The 20,269-nt window shown below is 48.4% G+C and carries 16 protein-coding genes and 1 pseudogene; 5 read left to right on the forward strand and 12 right to left on the reverse strand.

Annotated elements, in window-relative coordinates; all coding sequences use genetic code 11:
• The first annotated feature begins 168 nt into the window (after positions 1 to 168).
• Positions 169 to 2,022, forward strand: a complete 1,854-nt coding sequence (gene phaC, locus FIM25_RS14570) for a class I poly(R)-hydroxyalkanoic acid synthase (protein ID WP_179953414.1) — start codon at positions 169 to 171, stop codon at positions 2,020 to 2,022.
• A gap of 95 nt (positions 2,023 to 2,117) precedes the next feature.
• On the opposite strand, the gene nifJ is transcribed toward phaC, so the two are convergent.
• The 8 genes from nifJ to FIM25_RS14610 form a co-directional block, all read right to left on the reverse strand.
• Entirely contained in the window at positions 2,118 to 5,648 is a 3,531-nt protein-coding gene (gene nifJ / locus FIM25_RS14575) for a pyruvate:ferredoxin (flavodoxin) oxidoreductase (RefSeq protein WP_139450592.1), read from the reverse strand.
• Between the two features lie 95 nt (positions 5,649 to 5,743).
• On the reverse strand, positions 5,744 to 6,319 hold the full coding sequence (locus FIM25_RS14580; protein ID WP_139450593.1) for an electron transport complex protein RnfA: 576 nt from the start codon (positions 6,317 to 6,319) through the stop codon (positions 5,744 to 5,746).
• 9 nt (positions 6,320 to 6,328) lie between these two features.
• Entirely contained in the window at positions 6,329 to 6,925 is a 597-nt protein-coding gene (gene rsxE, locus FIM25_RS14585; RefSeq protein WP_139450594.1) for an electron transport complex subunit RsxE, read from the reverse strand.
• Entirely contained in the window at positions 6,926 to 7,516 is a 591-nt protein-coding gene (gene rnfG, locus FIM25_RS14590; RefSeq protein WP_139450595.1) for an RnfABCDGE type electron transport complex subunit G, read from the reverse strand. It lies immediately after the preceding gene.
• Complete coding sequence (locus FIM25_RS14595; protein WP_179953415.1) at positions 7,504 to 8,475, reverse strand: RnfABCDGE type electron transport complex subunit D; 972 nt, start codon at positions 8,473 to 8,475, stop codon at positions 7,504 to 7,506. The genes rnfG and FIM25_RS14595 overlap by 13 nt, the downstream gene beginning before the upstream one ends.
• Positions 8,472 to 9,782 carry a 4Fe-4S dicluster domain-containing protein gene (locus FIM25_RS14600; protein ID WP_139450597.1) on the reverse strand — a complete coding sequence of 437 codons (1,311 nt, stop codon included), beginning with the start codon at positions 9,780 to 9,782 and terminating at the stop codon, positions 8,472 to 8,474. Before FIM25_RS14600 ends, FIM25_RS14595 begins: the two co-directional genes overlap by 4 nt.
• Positions 9,783 to 9,844: 62 nt before the next feature.
• Positions 9,845 to 10,213: a cytochrome c3 family protein gene (locus FIM25_RS14605; RefSeq protein WP_139450598.1), complete on the reverse strand. Its 369-nt coding sequence runs from the start codon at positions 10,211 to 10,213 to the stop codon at positions 9,845 to 9,847.
• Positions 10,214 to 10,406: 193 nt separating this feature from the next.
• On the reverse strand, positions 10,407 to 10,925 hold the full coding sequence (locus FIM25_RS14610) for a SoxR reducing system RseC family protein (RefSeq protein ID WP_139450599.1): 519 nt from the start codon (positions 10,923 to 10,925) through the stop codon (positions 10,407 to 10,409).
• Positions 10,926 to 11,465: 540 nt separating this feature from the next.
• On the opposite strand from FIM25_RS14610, the gene FIM25_RS14620 reads away from it, so the two are divergent.
• A complete protein-coding gene (locus tag FIM25_RS14620; RefSeq protein WP_139450601.1) occupies positions 11,466 to 12,311 on the forward strand; it encodes an RnfABCDGE type electron transport complex subunit B in 846 nt (281 codons plus the stop codon).
• Positions 12,312 to 12,429: 118 nt separating this feature from the next.
• Here the strand turns inward: FIM25_RS14620 and FIM25_RS14625 are convergent, their stop codons facing one another.
• On the reverse strand, positions 12,430 to 13,104 hold the full coding sequence (locus FIM25_RS14625; protein ID WP_139450602.1) for a YkgJ family cysteine cluster protein: 675 nt from the start codon (positions 13,102 to 13,104) through the stop codon (positions 12,430 to 12,432).
• Between the two features lie 391 nt (positions 13,105 to 13,495).
• Between FIM25_RS14625 and FIM25_RS14630 the strand changes: the two genes are divergently transcribed.
• Complete coding sequence (locus FIM25_RS14630) at positions 13,496 to 14,617, forward strand: ATP-binding protein (RefSeq protein WP_246052220.1); 1,122 nt, start codon at positions 13,496 to 13,498, stop codon at positions 14,615 to 14,617.
• A gap of 152 nt (positions 14,618 to 14,769) precedes the next feature.
• On the opposite strand, the gene FIM25_RS14635 is transcribed toward FIM25_RS14630, so the two are convergent.
• The 3 genes from FIM25_RS14635 to FIM25_RS14645 form a co-directional block, all read right to left on the reverse strand.
• Entirely contained in the window at positions 14,770 to 15,276 is a 507-nt protein-coding gene (locus tag FIM25_RS14635) for an amino acid ABC transporter substrate-binding protein (protein WP_139450604.1), read from the reverse strand.
• 35 nt (positions 15,277 to 15,311) lie between these two features.
• Positions 15,312 to 15,515 (reverse strand): hypothetical protein, encoded by a 204-nt coding sequence (locus FIM25_RS14640; RefSeq protein WP_139450605.1) that lies wholly within the window; start codon positions 15,513 to 15,515, stop codon positions 15,312 to 15,314.
• Positions 15,516 to 15,654: 139 nt separating this feature from the next.
• The gene (locus FIM25_RS14645; RefSeq protein WP_139450606.1) at positions 15,655 to 17,346 is read right to left on the reverse strand and encodes a CoA-transferase; all 1,692 of its coding nucleotides are present in this window, start codon (positions 17,344 to 17,346) and stop codon (positions 15,655 to 15,657) included.
• Between the two features lie 176 nt (positions 17,347 to 17,522).
• On the opposite strand from FIM25_RS14645, the gene FIM25_RS14650 reads away from it, so the two are divergent.
• Both FIM25_RS14650 and FIM25_RS14660 read left to right on the forward strand, forming a co-directional pair.
• Positions 17,523 to 19,052, forward strand: a complete 1,530-nt coding sequence (locus tag FIM25_RS14650; protein WP_218961443.1) for a sigma-54 interaction domain-containing protein — start codon at positions 17,523 to 17,525, stop codon at positions 19,050 to 19,052.
• A 448-nt stretch (positions 19,053 to 19,500) separates the two neighbouring features.
• Positions 19,501 to 20,269: pseudogene (locus tag FIM25_RS14660) on the forward strand (Rpn family recombination-promoting nuclease/putative transposase); the annotation flags it as partial.

The following is a 20,269-nucleotide window of genomic DNA, read 5'->3' on the forward strand; positions in this document are numbered from 1 at the left end:
AGGATAGATCGTGTGAGGGACGAACCACGATCTATCCTTATTTGTTATCATTACTATGTATTTTAAAGCATTTTTTATTATTTAATGATACTTTATTATCTGCAAATTTTGGAATCTGATAAGTTTTTTGTTTTAAAAAATAATAAAGTTCAAGTTTTTGGGGGGCGCATGGAAAAAGAAATAGCATCATCAGGATTTGATTTGGATAGAATTTATGATCTTATGATCAAATTTACCAGTAAGCAGAAAAGTTATGTAGATGCTCTTTCAAAAAATAAAGTAAAAAGTGAGCTTCCTGCACCTGGGGTTATGTTTGATTTTTTTGAAGTATTTCAAAAAATGGCACTAAATCCCGGCAATCTTTTAAATCTAAGTTTTAAAATGATGAAAGATTATAATGAAGTTTCATCATCTATTGTAGGAAACTTATTGGATCCTCAGGAAAAAGAAGAAAAACAGGAAAAAGATAAAAGATTTTCAGGAGAAGAGTGGAATAAAACTCCATTTTTTCAGTTTATGAAAGATTTGTACCTTTTAAACGTGAAAACCTTAAGTGAAGCTGTTTCAAATGTTGAAGGTATTGAGGCTGTTAAAAAGAAAAGAGTTGAGTTTTATACAAAGCAGTTTCTTGAAGCTGTTTCACCTTCCAATTTTCTTGCCACTAACCCGGAACTGTTAAAATATACCTTTGATCATAAAGGTGAAAATATTTTTGAGGGCATTGATAATTTTTTAGATGATGTAAACTGTGAAGATGGAAGTCTTAATATTAGAATTTCAGATGATACAGCATTTATGCTTGGAGAAAATATTGCACTGAGTAAAGGAAGTGTTGTTTATCAAAATGATATTCTTCAGCTTATTCAGTATTCCCCAACTACGGATAAAGTTTTTAAGATTCCTGTTTTAATTTCTCCTCCTTTTATAAATAAATATTATATTCTTGATATTAATGAAAAAATTTCCATGGTCAAATGGCTGGTGGATCAGGGTTACACTGTTTTTGTAATTTCATGGGTAAATCCATCAACAGAGCATGCTTCAAAAAGATATGAAGATTATGTGCTTGAAGGTCATATTGAAGTTCTTGATGTGATTGAAAAAATAACAAAAGTTAAAAAGATCTCAGCTATTGGATATTGTACTGGTGGAACAATTCTTGCCACAACAGCCGCATATCTTGAGTCAAAAAAGCAACAAAGGTTTGCATCCCTTACTTATATGGCAACATTGATAGATTTTTCCGAACCAGGAGAAATTGGGAATTTTCTTGATCAATCTCAGGTAAAAAAAATAACCGAGGATATTAAAAAAGTAGGATATCTTGACGGAAGGCATCTTGCCAAGACATTTAATATGTTGAAACCAAGTGATCTTATATGGTCCTATGCTGTTAACAGTTATATAAAGGGACGGGATCCTGTTCCTTTTGATATTTTGTACTGGAATTCCGACTCTACAAATCTTCCTGCCGGAATGTATGCTTTTTACCTTCAGAATATGTATATTGAAAACAGGCTTAAGGATCCCGGTGGAATAAAAATAGGTGGCGTTCCAATTGATATTTCAAAAATAAAAACGCCTTCATATTTTCTTGCAACTGAAGATGATCATATAGTTTTGTGGAAATCTTCATTTAAAGGAGCTCTTCTTTTTGCAGGAAGAGTGAGGTTTGTTCTTGGTGGTTCGGGCCATGTTGCAGGAGTTGTTAATCCTCCTGTGAAAAATAAGTACGGCTACAGGGCTGCAGATCTTGAATTTGATTCTCCTGTAAACTGGGTCAAAAATGCTGGAAAAAAGGAAGGTTCATGGTGGCTTGACTGGCATGATTGGAACATTGAGTTTGCAGGTGAAGAGGTTGCAAAAAGAATACCCGGCAAAGGTAATTTTAAGGAAATTGAAAAGGCACCCGGAAGTTATGCACTCAGAAGAGTTGACACCAAGGTCAAATGCAAGGAAACCTGTACCTGTAGTAAGCCTTCGCGCAATGGAATTACTCAGATCAAGCCTTCAATTAAATAATTTTGATAACCGGTTAAAAAAGGGGACACGGCATCAGGCCGCATCCCCTTTTCTTTGTCCTGCATCCGGGAAGCCTTAAGGCCTCCCGGATTTTTTTATTCTGCGCTGCCCTTGGCGTCTGCCATGTATTTCAAGGCTGCATAACGTCTTGCGTAATCTGCTTCAATGGAAGCCCTGAGTTTTTTAGATTCCTCGGGGAAGCTCTTTTCCAGCATGGCAAAGCGGTTTTCACCGGAAAGGAATTCCTGCAGGGTTCCGTCCGGAGCTTTGGACTCCAGAACAAAGGGATTCTTGCCCTCTTCTTCCAGTAGGGGATTGAAGCGGTAAAGCGGCCAGTAACCGGACTGAACAGCCAGCTTCATTTCTTCCTGAGTCTTGCCCATGCCCTTTTTGATGCCCTGATTGATGCAGGGGGCATAGCAGATTACAATGGAAGGTCCGGGGTAGTTTTCCGCTTCCACAAAGGCTTTGAGAACCTGCTGCTTGTTGGCACCCATGGATACGGAGGCTACATACACATAGCCGTAGCTCATCATCATGCGGCCAAGGTCTTTTTTGGCCGTTTTCTTGCCGGATGCGGCAAACTTTGCAATGGCACCCGTAGGTGTTGCCTTGGAAGACTGACCGCCGGTGTTGGAGTAAACTTCCGTGTCCATGACAAGGATATTGATGTCTTCTCCTGAAGCCAGAACATGGTCAAGGCCGCCGAACCCGATGTCATAGGCCCAGCCGTCACCACCGAAGATCCAGTGGGATTTTTTTACAAAGAGATCTGCCTGATCCAGAATTTGATCGATGATATCATGGGCAGGGGCCGTTGCCAGGGCAGCTTCCATGCGGCGTCCTGTTACTGGGGATTTTTTGCCGTCCCACATGGTATCCAGCCATTCCTGCATGGCTGCCTTAACCTCGGCATCCAGATCCAGCTCAAGGGCTTCTTTTACCAGCTGGGCTATACCTTCACGGCGGTGCTTGACGGCAATCATTTTGCCGTAGCCGAATTCGGCTGTATCCTCAAACAGGGAGTTGCCCCAGGTGGGTCCGTGTCCGTCTTCATTGGTGCAGTAGGGTGCGCTGGGCGCACTGCCGCCCCAGATGGAGGAACAGCCCGTGGCGTTGGAGATGAACATGCGCTCACCAAAGAGCTGGGTGAGAAGTTTTACATAGGGAGTCTCTCCGCAGCCTGCGCAGGCGCCGGAGAATTCCATGAGGGGTTTTACAAACTGGGAACCTTTTACGGATTCCCTGTTCATGATGCCGGCCTTGAAGGGCACGGTGAGGGAGAATTCGTGGTTGGGTACTTCCACTGTAGTCTGGGTTTCCAGGGGCTTCATGATCAGAGCAGGAGTTTTGGCGGGGCAGATGTCCACACAGTTACCGCAGCCGTAGCAGTCAAGGGTGTTGACCTGAATGCGGAACTTCATGCCTTCCAGCTCTTTGCCCTTGGCTTCCATGACTTTAAAGTCTGCGGGGGCACCTTCCAGCTCGTCATCTGTGGCGAGAATGGGGATGATGGCTGCATGGGGGCAGACATAGGAGCACTGGTTGCACTGGATGCAGTTATCCATGATCCATTCGGGTACGGCGATGGCAACACCCCGTTTTTCATAAAGGGTGGTGCCTACGGGGAAGACGCCGTCGGGAGAGAAGGCGGATACGGGCAGGTCATCACCTTTCTGGGCCAGCATGGGACGCATGACATTCTGGATGAATTCGGGCTCGTCCATGTCACCTGCGGTTCTTTTGACCGCCGTTGCCCATGAAGCGGGAACGGGTATTGCAACCAGAGCATCCAGAGCCTTTTCCACGGCCTTAATGTTCATGGAAACTATAGCCTCACCCTTGTTGCCATAGGTTTTGGCAATGTCTTTTTTAAGGAGATCAATAGCTTCTTCAAAGGGCAGTACGCCGGAAAGCTTGAAGAAGGCGGTTTGCATAACCATGTTGATGCGGTTACCAAGGCCGATTTCAGAGGCGATTTTCACGGCATCTATGGTGTAAACCTTGATGTTTTTTGCTGCAATGGTACGGCGCATATCTGCAGGCAGCTCATTTTCCAGCTCTTCAGCTGTCCAGTGGGTGTTGAGCAGGAAGGTGCCGCCGTCCATAATGCCATCCAGCACATCATAAAGCTGTACATAATTGGTTTTGTGTACAGCCACAAAGTCCGGGGTGTTGACAAGGTAGGTGGACTTGATGGGGGTTTTACCAAAACGAAGATGGCTGACGGTGATGCCGCCGGATTTTTTGGAGTCATAGGAGAAGTATGCCTGAGCATAAAGATCCGTATGGTCGCCGATAATCTTGATGGCGGTTTTGTTGGCACCTACGGTACCATCGGAACCAAGGCCGTAGAACTTGCAGCGAACCGTACCTTTGGGAGCGGTATCAATCTGCTCTTTTACCTCAAGGGAGGTGTGGGTCACATCATCGGTGATGCCGATGGTGAAGTGGTTTTTGGGGGCAAAGCCCTTCATGTTGTCATAAACGGTTTTAACCATGGAGGGTGTGAATTCCTTGGAACCCAGACCATAGCGTCCGCCCACGATACCGGGGGCTTCGCCGTGCTCCATGAAGGCAGTGCAGACATCAAGGTAGAGGGGCTCACCAATGGCACCCGGCTCTTTGGTGCGGTCGAGTACGGTGATGCGCTCTACAGTGGAGGGCAGGGCAGCAAGGAAAGCCTCGTTCACAAAGGGGCGGTAAAGGCGGACTTTGACAAGGCCAACACGCTCGCCCTTTTCCACGAGGTAATCAATGGTCTCTTCAATGGTTTCACAGGCAGAACCCATGGCAACAATTACACGTTCCGCCTCGGGATGACCCACATAATCAAAGAGATTGTACTGTCTTCCCGTAAGTGCGGAGACCTTTTTCATGTAGTCTGTAACCACATGGGGCAGTTCATCATAGAATATGTTGCAGGCTTCACGGCCCTGGAAGTAGATGTCCGGGTTCTGGGCAGTACCGCGGATTTCAGGATGCTCGGGGTTCATGGCATGGTGCTTGAACTCTGCTACTGCTTCACGGTTCACAAGCTTTGCCATGTCTTCATAATCGATGGCTTCAATTTTCTGAACTTCATGGGAGGTACGGAAGCCGTCAAAGAAGTGGAGGAAGGGAACCCTTCCTTCAATGGCTGCAAGGTGGGCTACAAGGGCCATGTCCATGGCTTCCTGCACGGAATTGGAGCAGAGCAGGGCAAAGCTTGTCTGGCGGCAGGCCATGACATCCTGATGATCCCCGAAGATGGAAAGGGCATGGGCTGCCACGGCACGGGCCGTTACATGGAAGACGGCGGGCAGGAGTTCGCCTGACATCTTGTACATGTTGGGGATCATGAGCAGAAGCCCCTGGGATGCCGTGAATGTGGAAGTGTATGTTCCTGCGGCAAGGGCGCCGTGCATGGCCCCAGCAGCACCGGCTTCGGACTGGAGCTGGCGCACGGTCACGGGCTGACCGAAGATATTTTTACGCCCGTCTGCTGCCCAGGCATCGGAAATTTCACCGATGGGAGTGGACGGGGTAATGGGATAAATGGTGGCAAGATCGCTGAAGGCATAGGCCACATGGGCCGCTGCGGTGTTGCCGTCGATGGTCATGAGCTTTTTTTCTTTTGCTGCCATGATGTCTCCTTCAAGGGTTATGCCGTGGGTTGCACGGCTTCATGGATAAAGCTTGTGGCTTGTTCAAAACAGATAAGGGCATTGGAGATTTTCCTTCAGCCCATTCCTTTAAATGCAAAGAAGCTTAAAGAAACTACGCCTGCGGTTACCAGCCCGATGGCTGTGTCCCGGAAAGGGCCTGGAACCCGCATCTGGAAAAGTCTTTCCCGGATGCCCGCAAAGAGGGTGAGGGCCAGACCGAAACCCACGGCATAGGCTGTGGATGCCACCAGGGTTTCAATAAAGGTGTATTCCGCACTGATGGCCAGCAGACAGGCCCCCATTACGGCGCAGTTGGTGGTGATAAGGGGGAGAAAGATGCCCAGACCCGCATAAAGGCCGGGGGCACTTTTTTTAAGGAACATTTCCACAAACTGCACCAGTGAGGCAATTATGAGGATAAAGGCAATGGTACGCAGAAAGGTGATGCCCATGGGTGCCAGCAGCCAGTGTTCCACCATCCATGTTACGGAACCGGCCATGACCAGAACAAATAGAACGGCCATGGACATGCCCACAGCTGTTTCCATTGCCTTGGAAGTGCCCATGAAGGGGCAGATGCCAAGATACTGGGTGAGAACAATGTTGTTGATAAGAATGCAGGTAATGGCCAGGAGGATATAGGTTTCCATGGTTCGCTCCTATCGGCGCTGGCTGATGAGGTTCATGAGTCCCAGAAGAATACCGAGTCCTATAAAGGCACCGGGCGCTTCCACAAGAAATGTGAGGGGCTGGTATCCGGGACCGAAAATACTGTGTCCCAGCAGGGTTCCGTTTCCAAAGGCTTCCCGAAGAGCGCCAAGGGCAGCCAGTGAAAGGGTGAATCCGATGCCTATACCAAGGCCGTCGGCCAGGGATGGGAGGACGCTGTTTTTGCTGGCAAAGGCTTCGGCCCTTCCCAGAACAACACAGTTCACGACAATGAGGGGAATGAAAATTCCAAGCTTCTGGTATAAAGGATAGGTGAAGGCCTGCATGAGCATATCCACAATGGTGACAAAGGTTGCTATCACAAGAATGTAGCAGGCAATGCGCACTTTGGGTGGAATCTGATTTCTCAGAATGGAGATCAGCACATTGGAGCAGACCAGCACAAAGGTGGTGGCAAGGCCCATGCCGATGCCGTTTTCAACGGTCATGGTAACGGCCAGTACGGGGCAGAGTCCAAGGACCAGACGGAAGGGCGGAATTTCTTCCCACAGTCCCTTGAGGAACTCTTTATGCAAAGGACGCGGCATTTATTCCTCCTTTTCCGTTTTGGAAGATTCGAGTTCGGGTTTGAGGCGAAGGTAGGCCGAAGAAGCCCGTTCCACTGCCTGAACCACCGCACGGGCTGTGATGGTGGCACCACTTATGCTGTCTAAGCTTCCACCGTCTAAGCGGAGGCTTTCCGGTGATCCGGCTTTTTTACCCTTAAACTGACGGGTGAAGGACGGGTCATCCTTGGCCCTTGATCCTATGCCCGGTGTTTCGCTGTGGGTAGTTACACCCGCACCCATCAGGGTATCGTCCTTCAGGCTGAAGCCCACCATCACATGAACATCTCCGGAATAGCCCTGTGCCCTGTCTTCCAGCACCATGATGCTTTGATTGTTCACTTTGCCTGGAAAAATGAGATAGTCACGATTGCCGTCATTTAAGGTGAACCGATCGGCAATGGGGTCGTTTTCCGTGCCTTCAAGAATCTGCCGGATAACCGGCGCTTTTTCATTGGCAAGTTTCTGTCTTTCAATGGGGTCTTTGGTCCACTGCTGAACTCCCGCCAGCACTCCGCCGGAGACGGCACTGAGGATGGCAAGGGTGACCACCATACGTATCATTTCTCCCATGAGGACCTCCCCAGGGCTTTGGGCCGCATCCGGTCCAGGATGGGCGTAAGAAGATTCATCAGGAGAACGGCAAAGACAGCACCGTCTCCATAAACACCCAGATTACGGATGATGATTACCAGTGCACCGCCGCCAAGGCCAAAGATAAGCATGGGTATGGGCAGTACCGGAGATCCTGCATCCTCAGGCATGAGAAAAAAGGCCACCAGAAGGGTGCTGCCCGTGAGCAGATGGAAGAGGGGACCTGCATAAAGGGCAGGATTCATCAGGTGAAAAGCTGTGGCCGTAAGAAGAATACCTGCAAGGAAGGAAAGGCAGATTTCCCAGCGTGAAATGCCGGTGAGCATGAGAAAGATGCCCCCGATCAGAAGCCCTGCGGCACAGCCTGTTCCGATATAGGCAATTTCCCTGCCCATAAAAAGATCGGCCATGTTAAAGCGGAAGGCTGCTTCAGCTCCCATGGCCTTTACTTCAACGAGGGGCCAGATGGCCGGAAAATTAAGGGTGTAATTGAGAAAGGTCCGATCCAGATCATAGAGGTGGGGCCAGGATATGAGAAGAAGGGCTGTGACCAGAGCCGCAGGATTAAAGGGATGGGTGCCCGTGCCTCCATATATTTCCCGGCCAAGGCCTACGGCAAGGCCCGTTGCACAGACCACAGCCCACCATGGCATGGCCATGGGCATGAGCATGGCAATGAGAAGGCCGGTCAGGGCAGCACCGCCGTCTTTTGCGGAAGAGGGCTTTCTGCTTATTAACTGAAAAAGCACTTCCCAGATCATGGCTGAGCCTACGGCCATGAGAAGCACTGCAAGGGCAGGCATGCCAAAGCGCAGAATCGTTGGGACTATGGCAGGAAGGGCTGCTGCCATGATGATGAGGTGCCGGATGGAAATACTCTGTCCGCAGTGCATGAACGGTGCATGCCCCACGGTGAACCGGGTTGCGGAAGACATCATTCTGCCACCTCCTGATTCTGCGCTTCTTCGGCCAGATAGCGTCGGTGTTCGTATTTGGCCAATTGAATATACTGGAAAATGGGAATGCGTCCGGGGCATACAAAGCTGCACAGGCCGCAGTCGATGCAGCTCATAAGGTCAAAGGATTCCGCTGCTTCCCCATAATGGCCAGCTTCCAGAACCCGCAGAAGAAGATTCACAGGAACCCGTGCCGGACAGATGCGGTTGCAGGCACCGCAGTTGAGGCAGGATGGGGTCTGTGAAGGAACACCCTTTTCTGCTGCCTGAACGAGGAGGGTATCCGTGTCCGGACATATGGGGAAGTCATCGGTATATACGGCATAGCCTGTCATGGGGCCGCCCAGAATCAGTCTGTCTCCGTATTCGGCCTTAAGTCCCAGATGTTCCAGTACCTTTGAAACAGGCGTTCCGATGCAAACGGAAATCAGATGGCCAATGCCGTCCTTTCCCATGACCTGCACCAGTTTCTGCATGGGAGGAACGCCCGTTGCGTAGAGAGTTCCCATGGCAGCCAGGGCTTCGGCCTGCAGGACAAGGGTTCCTGCTTCCATGAGGGGTGCTTCCGCAGGGGCTTCTTCTCCTGTCACAGTGCGGTGGAGGAGGCGGGGAGAAGCTGCCGGATAAACCGGTGCAACTCCGTGCACGCGGCATCCCTTGAGCTTGTTCCATTCCTGCTGCTGGCCTTCCACCACCATAAGGTGGGCTGAAGCCGAAGGCCATGTACTGCGAATCCATTCCAGTCCGGCTTCAAGATCTTTTTGTCTTGTCTTAAGTACGTACTGGTTGTTGGTGGCCAGAACATCGGAGCCAAGCCCGTTGATAATAACCCTCAGGGGCGGATTTTGGGGCAGCTCAGGTTTGCCGGGAAGTGCAGGAGCTGCCCGGAACATGTCGCTGCGCTGAAAACTTTCCGCCTGAGGGGGGGAGTCCGTTTCTCCTGCTTCTATGGTGAGGGTCATATAGACACGTCCATAGTCTCCCACATAGGGGGTCATGCCTGTCACGGTGCCGGAGATGGGGGATATGACGGCATGGCCTTTGTCAAAAAGTTCAAGGAGTTGTCCCTTTGATACGACATCGCCTTTTTTAAGTTTAAATTCCTTGCCCGGAATCTGCTTGAGTCGCAGAAGGGCTTCCCTGCCACCAATGCCATGGCCCAGAGTCTGATCCGAAAGAAGGGTGACGCTCTGCGGGACGGGCAGAGGGTCCAGGTCAGGGGGAGTTGGTGGCAGCAGTGCATACCTGAGCCGGGAAGAACCAAGGGTAAGCAGTCGGTTAACAATCATAAGAATCTCCTGGTGCAGATGTGTATGTCCCTTGCAGGGGCATGGGGATGTGGCATCTGATATCAGCGGCTATGACAGGCTGCACAATCCACGGGCCCTGCCTGCTCATCTTCATGGCACTGGATGCACTGGTCGTGGAGGGCATCCATGTAGGAAAGCATAAAGGGATCTTCAGAATCTTTTTCGTGGCAGACAAGGCAGGAAAAGGTGTCATCCCCGTAATCCAGGTTGTGATGACAGCTTGCACAGTCCAGTCCGTAATCTTCAGAATGGATCTGATGGTCAAAAAGAACATTGCCTGCCTTTCCTTCAAAAAGTATACGTACGGGTTCCATGGGAGGCTGGGCCGGAAAGAGGGTGTAGGCCCCGAAACCCAGCAGAGAAAGCACAATGGCTATGGCCAGAAGCTTTTTTGGTGGTAAATGCTGCATGGTAATCCGCCTTTTGTATCCGTAAGTTCATAAGAATGTGCAGGGCTATGACCGATACTTACCGGTTGACAGACAAAGGGGGCCGGTGTGACTGTACGCAGCCCCGATGGGAGAGAGATATCGGGGCTGTTTGTACAGGAGGTTCAGGCAGCCTGCTTGATGGAATTGTTTAGCAATATGAATGCCATATTGTTTATATGGTTGTTTTTATTTGAATTGATTCGTTTTTGTCTTCGGTCTGACGGGGCGGTTCTGTGGGATTGTCCGAAAAAGCGGACTGTTCCGGACCTTTGATGCGTTTTAAAATTTTTGGTCCATATGCCGGAGAGCGGGCCAGTCTGGAACTGATGTGGCGTATGGTAAAAAATGCCAGTGCAAGGGACAGTAGACCGGCACAGGCAGCTAAGGCATCGGCCGGCAGGTGCAGCCTGCTGGCGGCATGGTGGGCGGTAAGTGCAGCACTTACAAAAAAGACAACGGGCGAGACATAAAGAAGGGCCATGACCCTTACAAACTCGCTGTTTCCTATGCCCACAAGAACCTTGTCTCCTGCTCTGAGACCGGGAAGGGTTTTGACCTCTATCTCCATGCTTGCCGGATCTACGGAACAGACACTTCTGGCTTTACAGGCGGCACAGGCTTCGGGTCTGCAGGCCTGAATTCGGGTGTTTTCTCCTGATGTGAAGGTGACGATGGCCTCTGTTGTTCGCATGACAGCTCCTCACTGAAGGTGGTTTGATACATCTCTTTTAATGATAAAAGCAAAAAACAGGCCAGATTTAATTTTTGACGGATGGGACAGCTCGTCGCAGGCGTAAGGCCTGCGTCTGTGAGTCTTTTTACGGTCCCTGTTTTGCAGGGGCATCCTTTACGGGTGCCCGGCTACAAGCGTAAAACATGGTTGTTTAATTTCAAAGGCTTAGGCTTGCTATGGCTGAAAGATAATGATAATCAAAAAAATATTGGTGAAGCCTTTTTGGGAATGGATCAAAGGTCAAAGCTTTTGAATACATGGCATGAATCTTGTAATGTTATTTGCAGGACAAAGGGACGCTTGCGGAAGACGAAAGAGTAAGAACGGGTATTTTGGAAAAAAGATACGCTTTCCTTCATTAATATATAGAGTTTTGTACCTTGCGTCTGCTTTTTTATATAAAAAATACTGTCCGGAAAACAGGACGGCTTTTGGAGCAAGATCTGTACAGATTCCCGCACCTGCGGGTTCCACGAATCCAGAAGGAGAAAATTTGCAATGAATATCCTGATTTCTGTACTGGCCCTGAGCGGACTGGGTGCCCTTATCGGTCTTTTGCTGGCCATTGCTGACAAATGGCTTTATGTGGAGGAAGATCCCCGCATTGATCTGGTGGAAGGTGTGCTTCCCGCAGGTCAGTGCGGTGCCTGCGGTTATGCGGGATGTCGGCAGTATGCGGAAAAGGTGGTGCTTGAGCCCCGCGTTTCTCCGGCTCTCTGCACGCCGGGGGGGGCTGATGTGGCCCGTGAAGTGGCCCGCATCAGTGGTAAGGAAGCCGAAGAAATGCTTGCTGCCAAAGCTGTGGTTGCCTGTGGTGGTGGAAATGTGGAGGGATGCCATTCCCTGTTTACTTATCAGGGTATTTCCGACTGCCGTGCAGCTTCTTTGCTGACGGAAGGGGAGAAGGCCTGTAAATGGGGGTGCCTTGGCCTTGGAAGCTGTGTTTCAGTTTGTCCTGAAAATGCTATCCTTGTCAATGCGCGTGGTGTTGCTGAAGTGGATAAGGAAGCCTGCATCGGATGCGGTATCTGTGTCCGGGCCTGCCCCAAGGATGTGATTGTCATGGTTCCGGAAACGGCAAAAACCATGATTTTCTGCAAAAATCCGGACAAGGGCGGAGAAACTAAAAAAGCCTGTGACTTTGGTTGCATCGGCTGCCGTCTCTGCACCAAAGCCTGCCCCCACGGAGCCGTTGCCATGGCAGGCAATCTCCCGGAAATAGATTACGCCAGATGCGCCGTCTGCCCTGAGCCTGTATGCCTTGGGGTGAAATGCAAGCCGGGTTGTTTTCTGCCCGTTTCCGGTATCCGGCCTGGGGAAATATCAGAAGCTCAGGCTGCCTGATGACTTAGGCTATTTCCTAAAATAGAAATACCTTTTGTCCCCCCCCTCTCCCTCCGGGCGGTGGCTGAGGCTCTCGAAGCGAGGGGGTCGGGGTGAGGCAGCCCTGTCCACGGTTTTTTTATACGGGAATCCGTTTGGGTTTGATCACCCAGCCGGATTCTTTTTTTTCTATTTTCAGATCAAACATAACCGGCAGTGTCTGCATCAGAGGTCTTCCAAAGAGAAGATCCGTCATTTTTGCCATCTCCGGTTTTTTTTCATGCATGACCTCCCGTATGTGTCTGTCATACAAAATGATTTCTCCGAGTTTCCGGACACTTTCCTCGTCGGCACCTTTTTTTCCCTCTATGGTTTCAACAAGGCTGCGGATGGTATCATAGCCGCAGCGCTTTTCATGGTCTTCAATGAGATCCCAGAGACCTTCAACACCGCCGAAAATATCTTTGCGGGTAAGCCGGTCTTCCTGATAGCGGGCCAGCAGGGCACGGGTGTCCCAGCATTTCAGCAGTCTGCATTCCACAGGACGGGTTTCATAAACATCACAGGCGTCCCCTTTTTCAGAAAGATGGATACAGGCCCAGTCCCTGTTGCTGTCCGGCTGGATTTTGATGATTTCTTCTTCCAGTATGATTTTTTTGTTTTCCACCGGGTCCATGCCAATCTCGCCTTTTCTAAGGGTAAAAAGGCCGCTTGCAGGCAGTTTGCCCTGCATGATGAGAAACTTGTCTTCAATGTGCAGGGCGGGTCCGCCTTTGCGGCAACATTCGCCGCACTGGGTACAGGATGTCTGCATGGTCACTCCTTTTGCTTGTAAGTCTGCTATACTGACTGCGTCTGCAGTGCAGGGTCTGGTCTGAAAGAATGTCTGGCAAAGATCTTTTTTTATCAATGCCCTTGCCTGCTGGATCTAGCCGAAAGAGGCGCAAGTGTCAAAGTGTTCCGCATCGTAAAAATCATTCACAGGGGAAGGCCCTGCGCCTGCCCGTGAAATACGCAACCCAACACCTTATCCTTGCAATCCCAATGGGGGTGGCTTAATATTTGATGTTGGTCTTGTACATGGAAAGTCTCCCTTTATAGAGCTTTGAGCGGTTCTGGAAGGGAGACTTTTTTTATATTCAAGAGTTTAAGGAATTTCTGATGTCTGGGCTGAAATAAAGGCATGGGCATGTAATGGAGATGAGATGATGAAAAAACTGCCCGTCGGAATCAGTAATTTAAGGGAGATCATTGGGAATGGATATGCCTATGTGGATAAATCTATGTTCGTGCATGATCTTGAAGAAACAGGCAAATATTATTTTCTTTCCAGACCAAGGCGCTTTGGTAAATCCTTGATGGTAGATACATTAAAAGAAGCCTTTGAGGGAAACCGAAGCCTGTTTGAAGGCCTATGGCTGGAAAATAGGAGGGACTGGGAACAGGTTTATCCTGTGATTCGTGTATCCTTTGGGCAGGGTATTATTGGAAGCCGGAGTGAGCTGGAAGAAAAAATAGCTGAAATATTGTATTTTTATGAACAAAAATTTGGTGTTGTGTCTGATTTCAAGAGTATTTCAGGCCGTTTTGCCCAGTTGATAGAGTCTGTCTCCATAAAGTATAATCAACGGGTTGTGCTTCTTGTGGATGAATACGACAAGCCCATTCTGGATAACATTATATGCAGAGACAGGGTTGAGGAGATCCGGGATGGCTTGAAAAACTTTTATTCTGTAATTAAAGACAGTGATGCTCATCTTCACTTTGTTTTTATCACAGGGGTTTCAAAGTTTTCCAAGGTAAGCCTGTTTTCCGGGCTTAACAATCTTGTGGATATTACCCTTTCCCCCATGTTTGCAACCATCTGCGGACTTACAGAATCGGAGCTTGTTTGTGTTTTTGAAGAGCATCTGAAAGGAAAAAACCTTGATGATATACGGCGCTGGTATAATGGTTATTCCTGGTTGGGAGAGAGGATTTATAATCCTTTCAGTATCTTGAATTTTTTCAGGGAAGGACTTTTCAGAAACTACTGGTTTGAAAGCGGCACTCCTGCATTTCTTCTTCAGCTTCTTACGGAGCGGCATTATCCCATTCCGGCCATTGAGAAGCTTGAAGTGGGGGCGGAACTCCTTGGCAGCTTTGAGCTGGATAATATTTTTGTGGAAACCCTCCTCTTTCAGACGGGTTATCTTACCATTACTGCCCATGAGGAAGTGCTGCCCGGCGAGGTTCTCTATCGTCTGAATTATCCCAACTTTGAGGTCAAAAAAAGTTTTACAGAATATCTTCTCACCTGTTTTACCCGGCAGCCTGCGTCCCCGTAGAGGGTGCCCCTGCATAAAACAGCGCCGTAAAAATCATTTACAGGGGAAGGCCCTGCGCCTGTCCGTGAAATACACAACCCAACCTTATACTTGCTTAAAGCTGATGTTTGTACATGAAATGTTTTCCTTTATAGCATTGGGAATGGGTATGCCTATTGGAGGCCGTATTTTTTTAATATTGTCTGAAATGTTCCATTATTTTTAATGGATTGGAGGTATTCATTGAATATTTCAGGGGAAATAACTGCATCATTGCGGATGATGAAATGCCGATGATATACTGAGTCATTGATTTCGGAAATGAGGAGTTTTTTGTATTCTTCGGGATGGGTAACGCTGAAATAGCCAAGGGTTGTTGTTGATGAAACACCAATATTGCCTCTCTCGTTGAGTACCATCTGAATTACCGTGGGTTCGTTTCTTACTGTGTGGGTATTGTATTTTTCCCGGAGTACAGACTGATTTTTTTCAAAATTGCAGAAACGGTAGGTAAAGCCGTTCACAACAACGGTGGGTTCAATGCCTACTTTTTGGAAATAAGACTGGTCTTCTGTTTTTGAACGCAGGGCAAAATATTTATCTTTTACCTCAAGAATATCATTGCTGGCTTTGACTGTGTTCCTGTCATATCCCCATGCAATGTTTACCATGGCAACCATGTCCAGTTCTCCCGACTCAATGGATTGTCGGGTTCTCAGGGAGGGGGAGGTGAAGAGTTCAGATAGTCTTTCTGTATTCCGTTAAGGGCTTCAAGGATATCTTTGATCATGCCATTATTGTTTTCTATCGTGTAGGGCGGTTGCTCGTTGGTGGCACCCACGCGTACAGGGGTCTGGGCAAAGGCGCTGCTGCCGTACAAAATGAGTATCGTCAGGATTGATATACTGATTTTTTTCATGGCCCTGTCTCCTTTATATGAATTTTTGTGAAAACATGTTCTTATATTATCATTTATTTAGATGTCGAAACAATGTTTTTTTATTTTGTGTTCAAATTTTTTATACCCTTCTGATTTTATTTTGTCCTGCCTCTTTGCTTTAATCCCAGGCAAGTTTATAGCCATTCCCGGTGGTAATGCTTTCAGGAACCAGTTCAAGATTTTCTGAAATCTGAATTTTTGCCGTTGAGGCCTCCAGAATATCCTTTTTAACATCAATGCCCGGCATCACCTGAATCAGTTCAGGGCCTTTTTCCGTTAGTTTGAAAATACCGACAGTGGTTACATAGTAAACAGTTTTGCCTCTTTTCAATGCAGCTTTAGCATTGAATGTTACCTCCAATACTTCATCAACGAATTTCGGAATTCCTTTTTTGATAAGGGTCAGTTTACCATCTTTAAGTTTAAATTCGGCCTTTGCCATCCAGCTGCCGATGAAGATAATCGTTTTTGCGCTGTCGGCAATATTCATGAAGCCGCCGGGGCCTACATAGTTTTTGACACCTTCACCTCGTTTGGACACATTGACATTACCCTTGGAATCGACCTGAAGTGTTCCCAATACCGTAATATCAAGACTGGTTTTATAATGATTGAATATCCATGCGGAACTGTACATTTTCTGAGGGTTGATTGCACCGCCGAAAAATAGACCTGATGCCGGAAGCCCCCCATAAACCCCGGTTTCAGAGGAGAAGGTAAAATCATCAAAGAGTCCCCCTTCATAGACAAGACGACCGACTTCTTCCGGCAGTCCAATCCCCAAATTTACAAGATTGCCCTTTTGAGCCACCTTAACAAATAAGGATGCCGCCATTCTGGCAAGTACATTTTCAACGGGGCCGCGTTTAGGGGTGTATGAGGTGATCTTATTGATTGTATTCATTTTGGCAATGGATTTTTCCATGCACTCCTTAGCCCCCTCAGTAAACATTGGCCAGTATTTTTTCTGTTTGATACTTGCTGTCTGTTCATTGGCAGGGTTCACAACAATATGGGTGACATGCTTTGACGACAGGCTTATGGATGTTTCATCTTTTTCAATGATTTTAGACACCGTGGCAATGACTTTTCCACCATTGTAGTTTGCCGCAAGTGCTGCTTCACGGATTTCTGTAATGGCCGATGCGTTTTTGAAATAGATGTTGCCTTCACTGTCTGCATAAGGGGCATTGAAAAGAGCGACATCGATTTTCGGCAGAGAGTACTCCAGTAAATCTCCGTTTTTCTTTACATAGGATTTGGTGCTGTGCGGGGTTGCAGCCGTATTGCCTCCAAGATCAGGGTCAAGAAAGGTGCCGATGCCGATTTCGCTCAGGCTGGTGGTGTTCCCTTCAGACTGATTGTGTAAAATTTGTGTTATTTCACCCTGGGGCAGGATGTGGATTTCAATTTCTTTATTAGCGCCCATTTCAAGCTGTTTGTGCGCTGTTTCCACATGCCCGCTGATATATTCTTTGATCAGGCCGGAAACCGCAACTTCCTCAACTGTACCAGGTGCCTTTCCCCTGCCGCCTTGGGCACTGACGGTCATCCATGTTAAGTTTTTTGGGGTTTTATCCTTTAAATAGCTGTTCCTGATGGCCCTGAAAAGAATTGAACATCTGGCATGGCCGCCCATACCCACTGAGATAACTGTTGATCCATCGGGTATCTGTTTTGCGGCCTCAGCAGCAGTGATAAACCGGTTTCGATCAATCGCTCCGGGGTGGTAGCTCAGGTTGTATCGGTTTTGTGTTGCTAAAAATGATATCAAATGGCCGTATATCTTTGCAGTTTCGATGAATTTCATTATGCCCCTTTTTTAAAAAATTAATCTTGATTGGCGTAACCGTATCAGTAATATTGCTATTAATGTGCCATCTGTTATTTTATTAATAAAATCAGCTATTGCGTAGAAGATAGGGAGGATGTATTACGATATATCGTTTTTATGAAAACGAATATTCGTGAAAGGTATGATATGTCGTGAAAATTACCCATGAACATTTCCGCGAAGTAACCCGCCGCATCTGTGGCAGTCTGGATCTGGATCAGGCCCTTTATGATGCTTTTTTATACATGAAGGATCTACTGCCGCTGGATGCCCTCTTCATCACCCTCTATGAGTACGAAAAAAGACGCTCACGGGTCATTGCCCTTGCCTATGATGGAGGGGGATTTCTTCTGGATGAGAGCTTTCCCCTTTCCGATGCCGCATGGGAAGCCATCCGATCATGGCAGGCCCGGTCCAGATCCGATACCACACCATGGATACGGGATCATACCCATCCCATCAACCGGGAGATTCTGCGGACGGTGCGTTCGGGAGTGGCTGCCCTGCAGCAGATGGAAATAGGGGATTTCTGCAGCATGACCTGTGGTCTGCGCATCCAGAAAACCCTCATCGGCAATCTGACCTTTGGAACCCTTGGGGCCAATCATTATAAAGACAGCCATGCGGCACTGGTGAGGGAACTCAATGAACCCTTTGCCATCGCCCTGTCCAATGCCCTGCGTTACATGGATCTGGTCCGGGATCATAAGGCCCTGCAGCAGGATGCCCGCCGTATGATGGGAAGTGTTATGGTGGGATCAGACAGCGGACTGAAGGAAGTCCGTAAGCTCATGGCCCATGTGGCTCCCACGGACAGCCCCGTGCTGCTTCTGGGCGAAACGGGTACGGGAAAGGAAGTGGTGGCATCGGAAATCCATTCCCTTTCCCGCAGATCCCAAGGACCGCTGATTCGGGTCAACTGCGGTGCCATTCCCGAATCCCTCATCGATTCCGAGCTTTTCGGCCATGAAAAGGGGGCCTTTACCGGGGCGCTGGAAACCATGCCGGGACGGTTTGAAAGGGCCGATGGCGGAACCCTTTTTCTCGATGAGATAGGAGAACTCCCGGCCAGTGCTCAGGTGAAGCTTCTGCGGGTTCTCCAGAGTGGAGAATTTGAAAGGGTAGGGGGTGCCAGATCCATGAGGGCCAGTGTACGCATTGTTGCCGCCACCCACAGGAATCTGGAATCCATGATTCCTTCGGGAGAGTTCCGCCGGGATCTCTGGTATCGCCTCAATGTTTTTCCCGTTCATATTCCGCCACTCAGGGAAAGAAAGCAGGATATCCCTGCCATGGTGCATCATTTCATCCGTATGAAATGTGAAGAGATGAATCTTCCCTATCGCCCCGATATCGCCCCCGGAGGACTGGACGGGCTGATGGCCTATGACTGGCCCGGCAACGTGCGGGAGCTTCAGAATGTGGTGGAGCGTGCCCTGATCCTCTGTCAGGGCAGGCCCCTTTCCTTTTCCCTTCTGCCGGACAGGGGGCATGAAGTTGTAAGGGAGGGCAGAGAGGATTTTACGGGAAACCGGACGCTGGATGGGGTGATGGCTGAACATATTCGTGCTGTTTTGCGGGAAACAGCGGGCAGAATTGCCGGTGAAAGGGGAGCAGCCGCCATTCTGGGACTGCATCCCAATACCCTCCGCAGCCGTATGAAAAAGCTGGGGGTGGTGTGAAGGATAAGGGCGAGGTCTGAATTCTGGCAATATGAAGCTACATTGGCAGCCATGGCAGGGCAAAGATGGAAGGTAAGTACGGTGGCCGTAAAAGAGACAGTATCAAACGGGAGAAGATCCTTGCCTTGCTGGGCAGGGGTCTGACCTACAGTGAGATCTAGGGAGCCTTGGGTGTGAGCCGCAGAACCATAGCCAGAACCAAGGCCGAGGGTGTCTGATGGGAAGATGGCAGGGGGGGCTGATCCTGTGGCCCCTATATATAAGGTGTAAATCTGGTCTTCCGGGTGGTATCGAGCAGAGGGATCTTTTGGCTGCTGTTTCTTGCGCTTTCTGATTCAGGGGATTATAATTATTGATAATAAGGGGTGTCGCCCATGGCTGCTGCAAGTCTGTAGCCATGCAGGAGTTTTTACTGTAAGAACAGCGTAATAGGATTGAGAGGAAGCCAGTGGGCAACCATGATGTTTTTTTCAAGAAGATTTTAGAGGTAGAGGGCCATGCAGAGGAACTGGTACGGTCATCCCTGCCGCCTGCCATACTTGAGGAACTGGATCTGGGTACCCTGAAGGAGGAAAAGGGTTCTTTTTTGGGTTAGGAGCTGTCAGAGTATTTTTCTGATCTGCTTTACAGCTGTCAGTTCAAAGGTACGCTGATTCGTATAGCTCTGCTTTTTGAGCATAAAAGCTATGTGGATAATGATCTTCCTTTTCAGATTCACTTATACACGGGTGGTTTTTGGGAACGCTGCCGTAAGCAGAAAATAGAACGCACCCCTATTATTCCCATAGTGATCTATAATGGAGAAAGAAAATGGCAGCCAGGTCTTCTCAGTGACTGTTTTAAAGACCTGCCTCCCATGATCAAGCCCTTCATCCCGGATTCAGAGTATGTTTTTGTGGATCTTTCAAGCTGGCAAGATGAGGATATCAAAGAGAAGCTCTTTGTAATGGTTTCCATGAAGTTCTGTATGCTCATTTTTAAGAACATTTTTCATCCAGAGAAGCTGAAAGACAACATAAAGGAATATTTTGAGCTGGCATCCTCTTTGTTTGAAGATGAAGATGGTCTTAAGATCATCAAAAATGCCATAGAGTACATTTTTAAATCCACAGATCTTCAGCCTGAATATGTGGCTGAGACSATAGGTARTGTAAGCCTGAAAGGAAAGGAGCTTGCCATGACTACAGCGGAAAGACTKATAAACGAAGGTAKGAWGA

It is taken from the genome of Desulfobotulus mexicanus, assembly GCF_006175995.1.
GTDB lineage: Bacteria > Desulfobacterota > Desulfobacteria > Desulfobacterales > ASO4-4 > Desulfobotulus > Desulfobotulus mexicanus.

Bases quoted from the DNA above. Each gene is read 5' to 3' on its own strand.
- nifJ (WP_139450592.1), bottom strand. From the start codon at position 5,648: ATGGCAGCAAAAGAAAAAAAGCTCATGACCATCGACGGCAACACCGCA.
- phaC (WP_179953414.1), top strand. From the start codon at position 169: ATGGAAAAAGAAATAGCATCATCAGGATTTGATTTGGATAGAATTTAT.
- FIM25_RS14625 (WP_139450602.1), bottom strand. From the start codon at position 13,104: ATGCAGACATCCTGTACCCAGTGCGGCGAATGTTGCCGCAAAGGCGGA.
- rnfG (WP_139450595.1), bottom strand. From the start codon at position 7,516: ATGGGAGAAATGATACGTATGGTGGTCACCCTTGCCATCCTCAGTGCC.
- rsxE (WP_139450594.1), bottom strand. From the start codon at position 6,925: ATGCCGCGTCCTTTGCATAAAGAGTTCCTCAAGGGACTGTGGGAAGAA.
- FIM25_RS14595 (WP_179953415.1), bottom strand. From the start codon at position 8,475: ATGATGTCTTCCGCAACCCGGTTCACCGTGGGGCATGCACCGTTCATG.
- FIM25_RS14640 (WP_139450605.1), bottom strand. From the start codon at position 15,515: ATGAAAAAAATCAGTATATCAATCCTGACGATACTCATTTTGTACGGC.
- FIM25_RS14610 (WP_139450599.1), bottom strand. From the start codon at position 10,925: ATGCGAACAACAGAGGCCATCGTCACCTTCACATCAGGAGAAAACACC.
- FIM25_RS14605 (WP_139450598.1), bottom strand. From the start codon at position 10,213: ATGCAGCATTTACCACCAAAAAAGCTTCTGGCCATAGCCATTGTGCTT.
- FIM25_RS14620 (WP_139450601.1), top strand. From the start codon at position 11,466: ATGAATATCCTGATTTCTGTACTGGCCCTGAGCGGACTGGGTGCCCTT.
- FIM25_RS14635 (WP_139450604.1), bottom strand. From the start codon at position 15,276: ATGGTTGCCATGGTAAACATTGCATGGGGATATGACAGGAACACAGTC.
- FIM25_RS14630 (WP_246052220.1), top strand. From the start codon at position 13,496: ATGATGAAAAAACTGCCCGTCGGAATCAGTAATTTAAGGGAGATCATT.
- FIM25_RS14645 (WP_139450606.1), bottom strand. From the start codon at position 17,346: ATGAAATTCATCGAAACTGCAAAGATATACGGCCATTTGATATCATTT.
- FIM25_RS14580 (WP_139450593.1), bottom strand. From the start codon at position 6,319: ATGGAAACCTATATCCTCCTGGCCATTACCTGCATTCTTATCAACAAC.
- FIM25_RS14600 (WP_139450597.1), bottom strand. From the start codon at position 9,782: ATGATTGTTAACCGACTGCTTACCCTTGGTTCTTCCCGGCTCAGGTAT.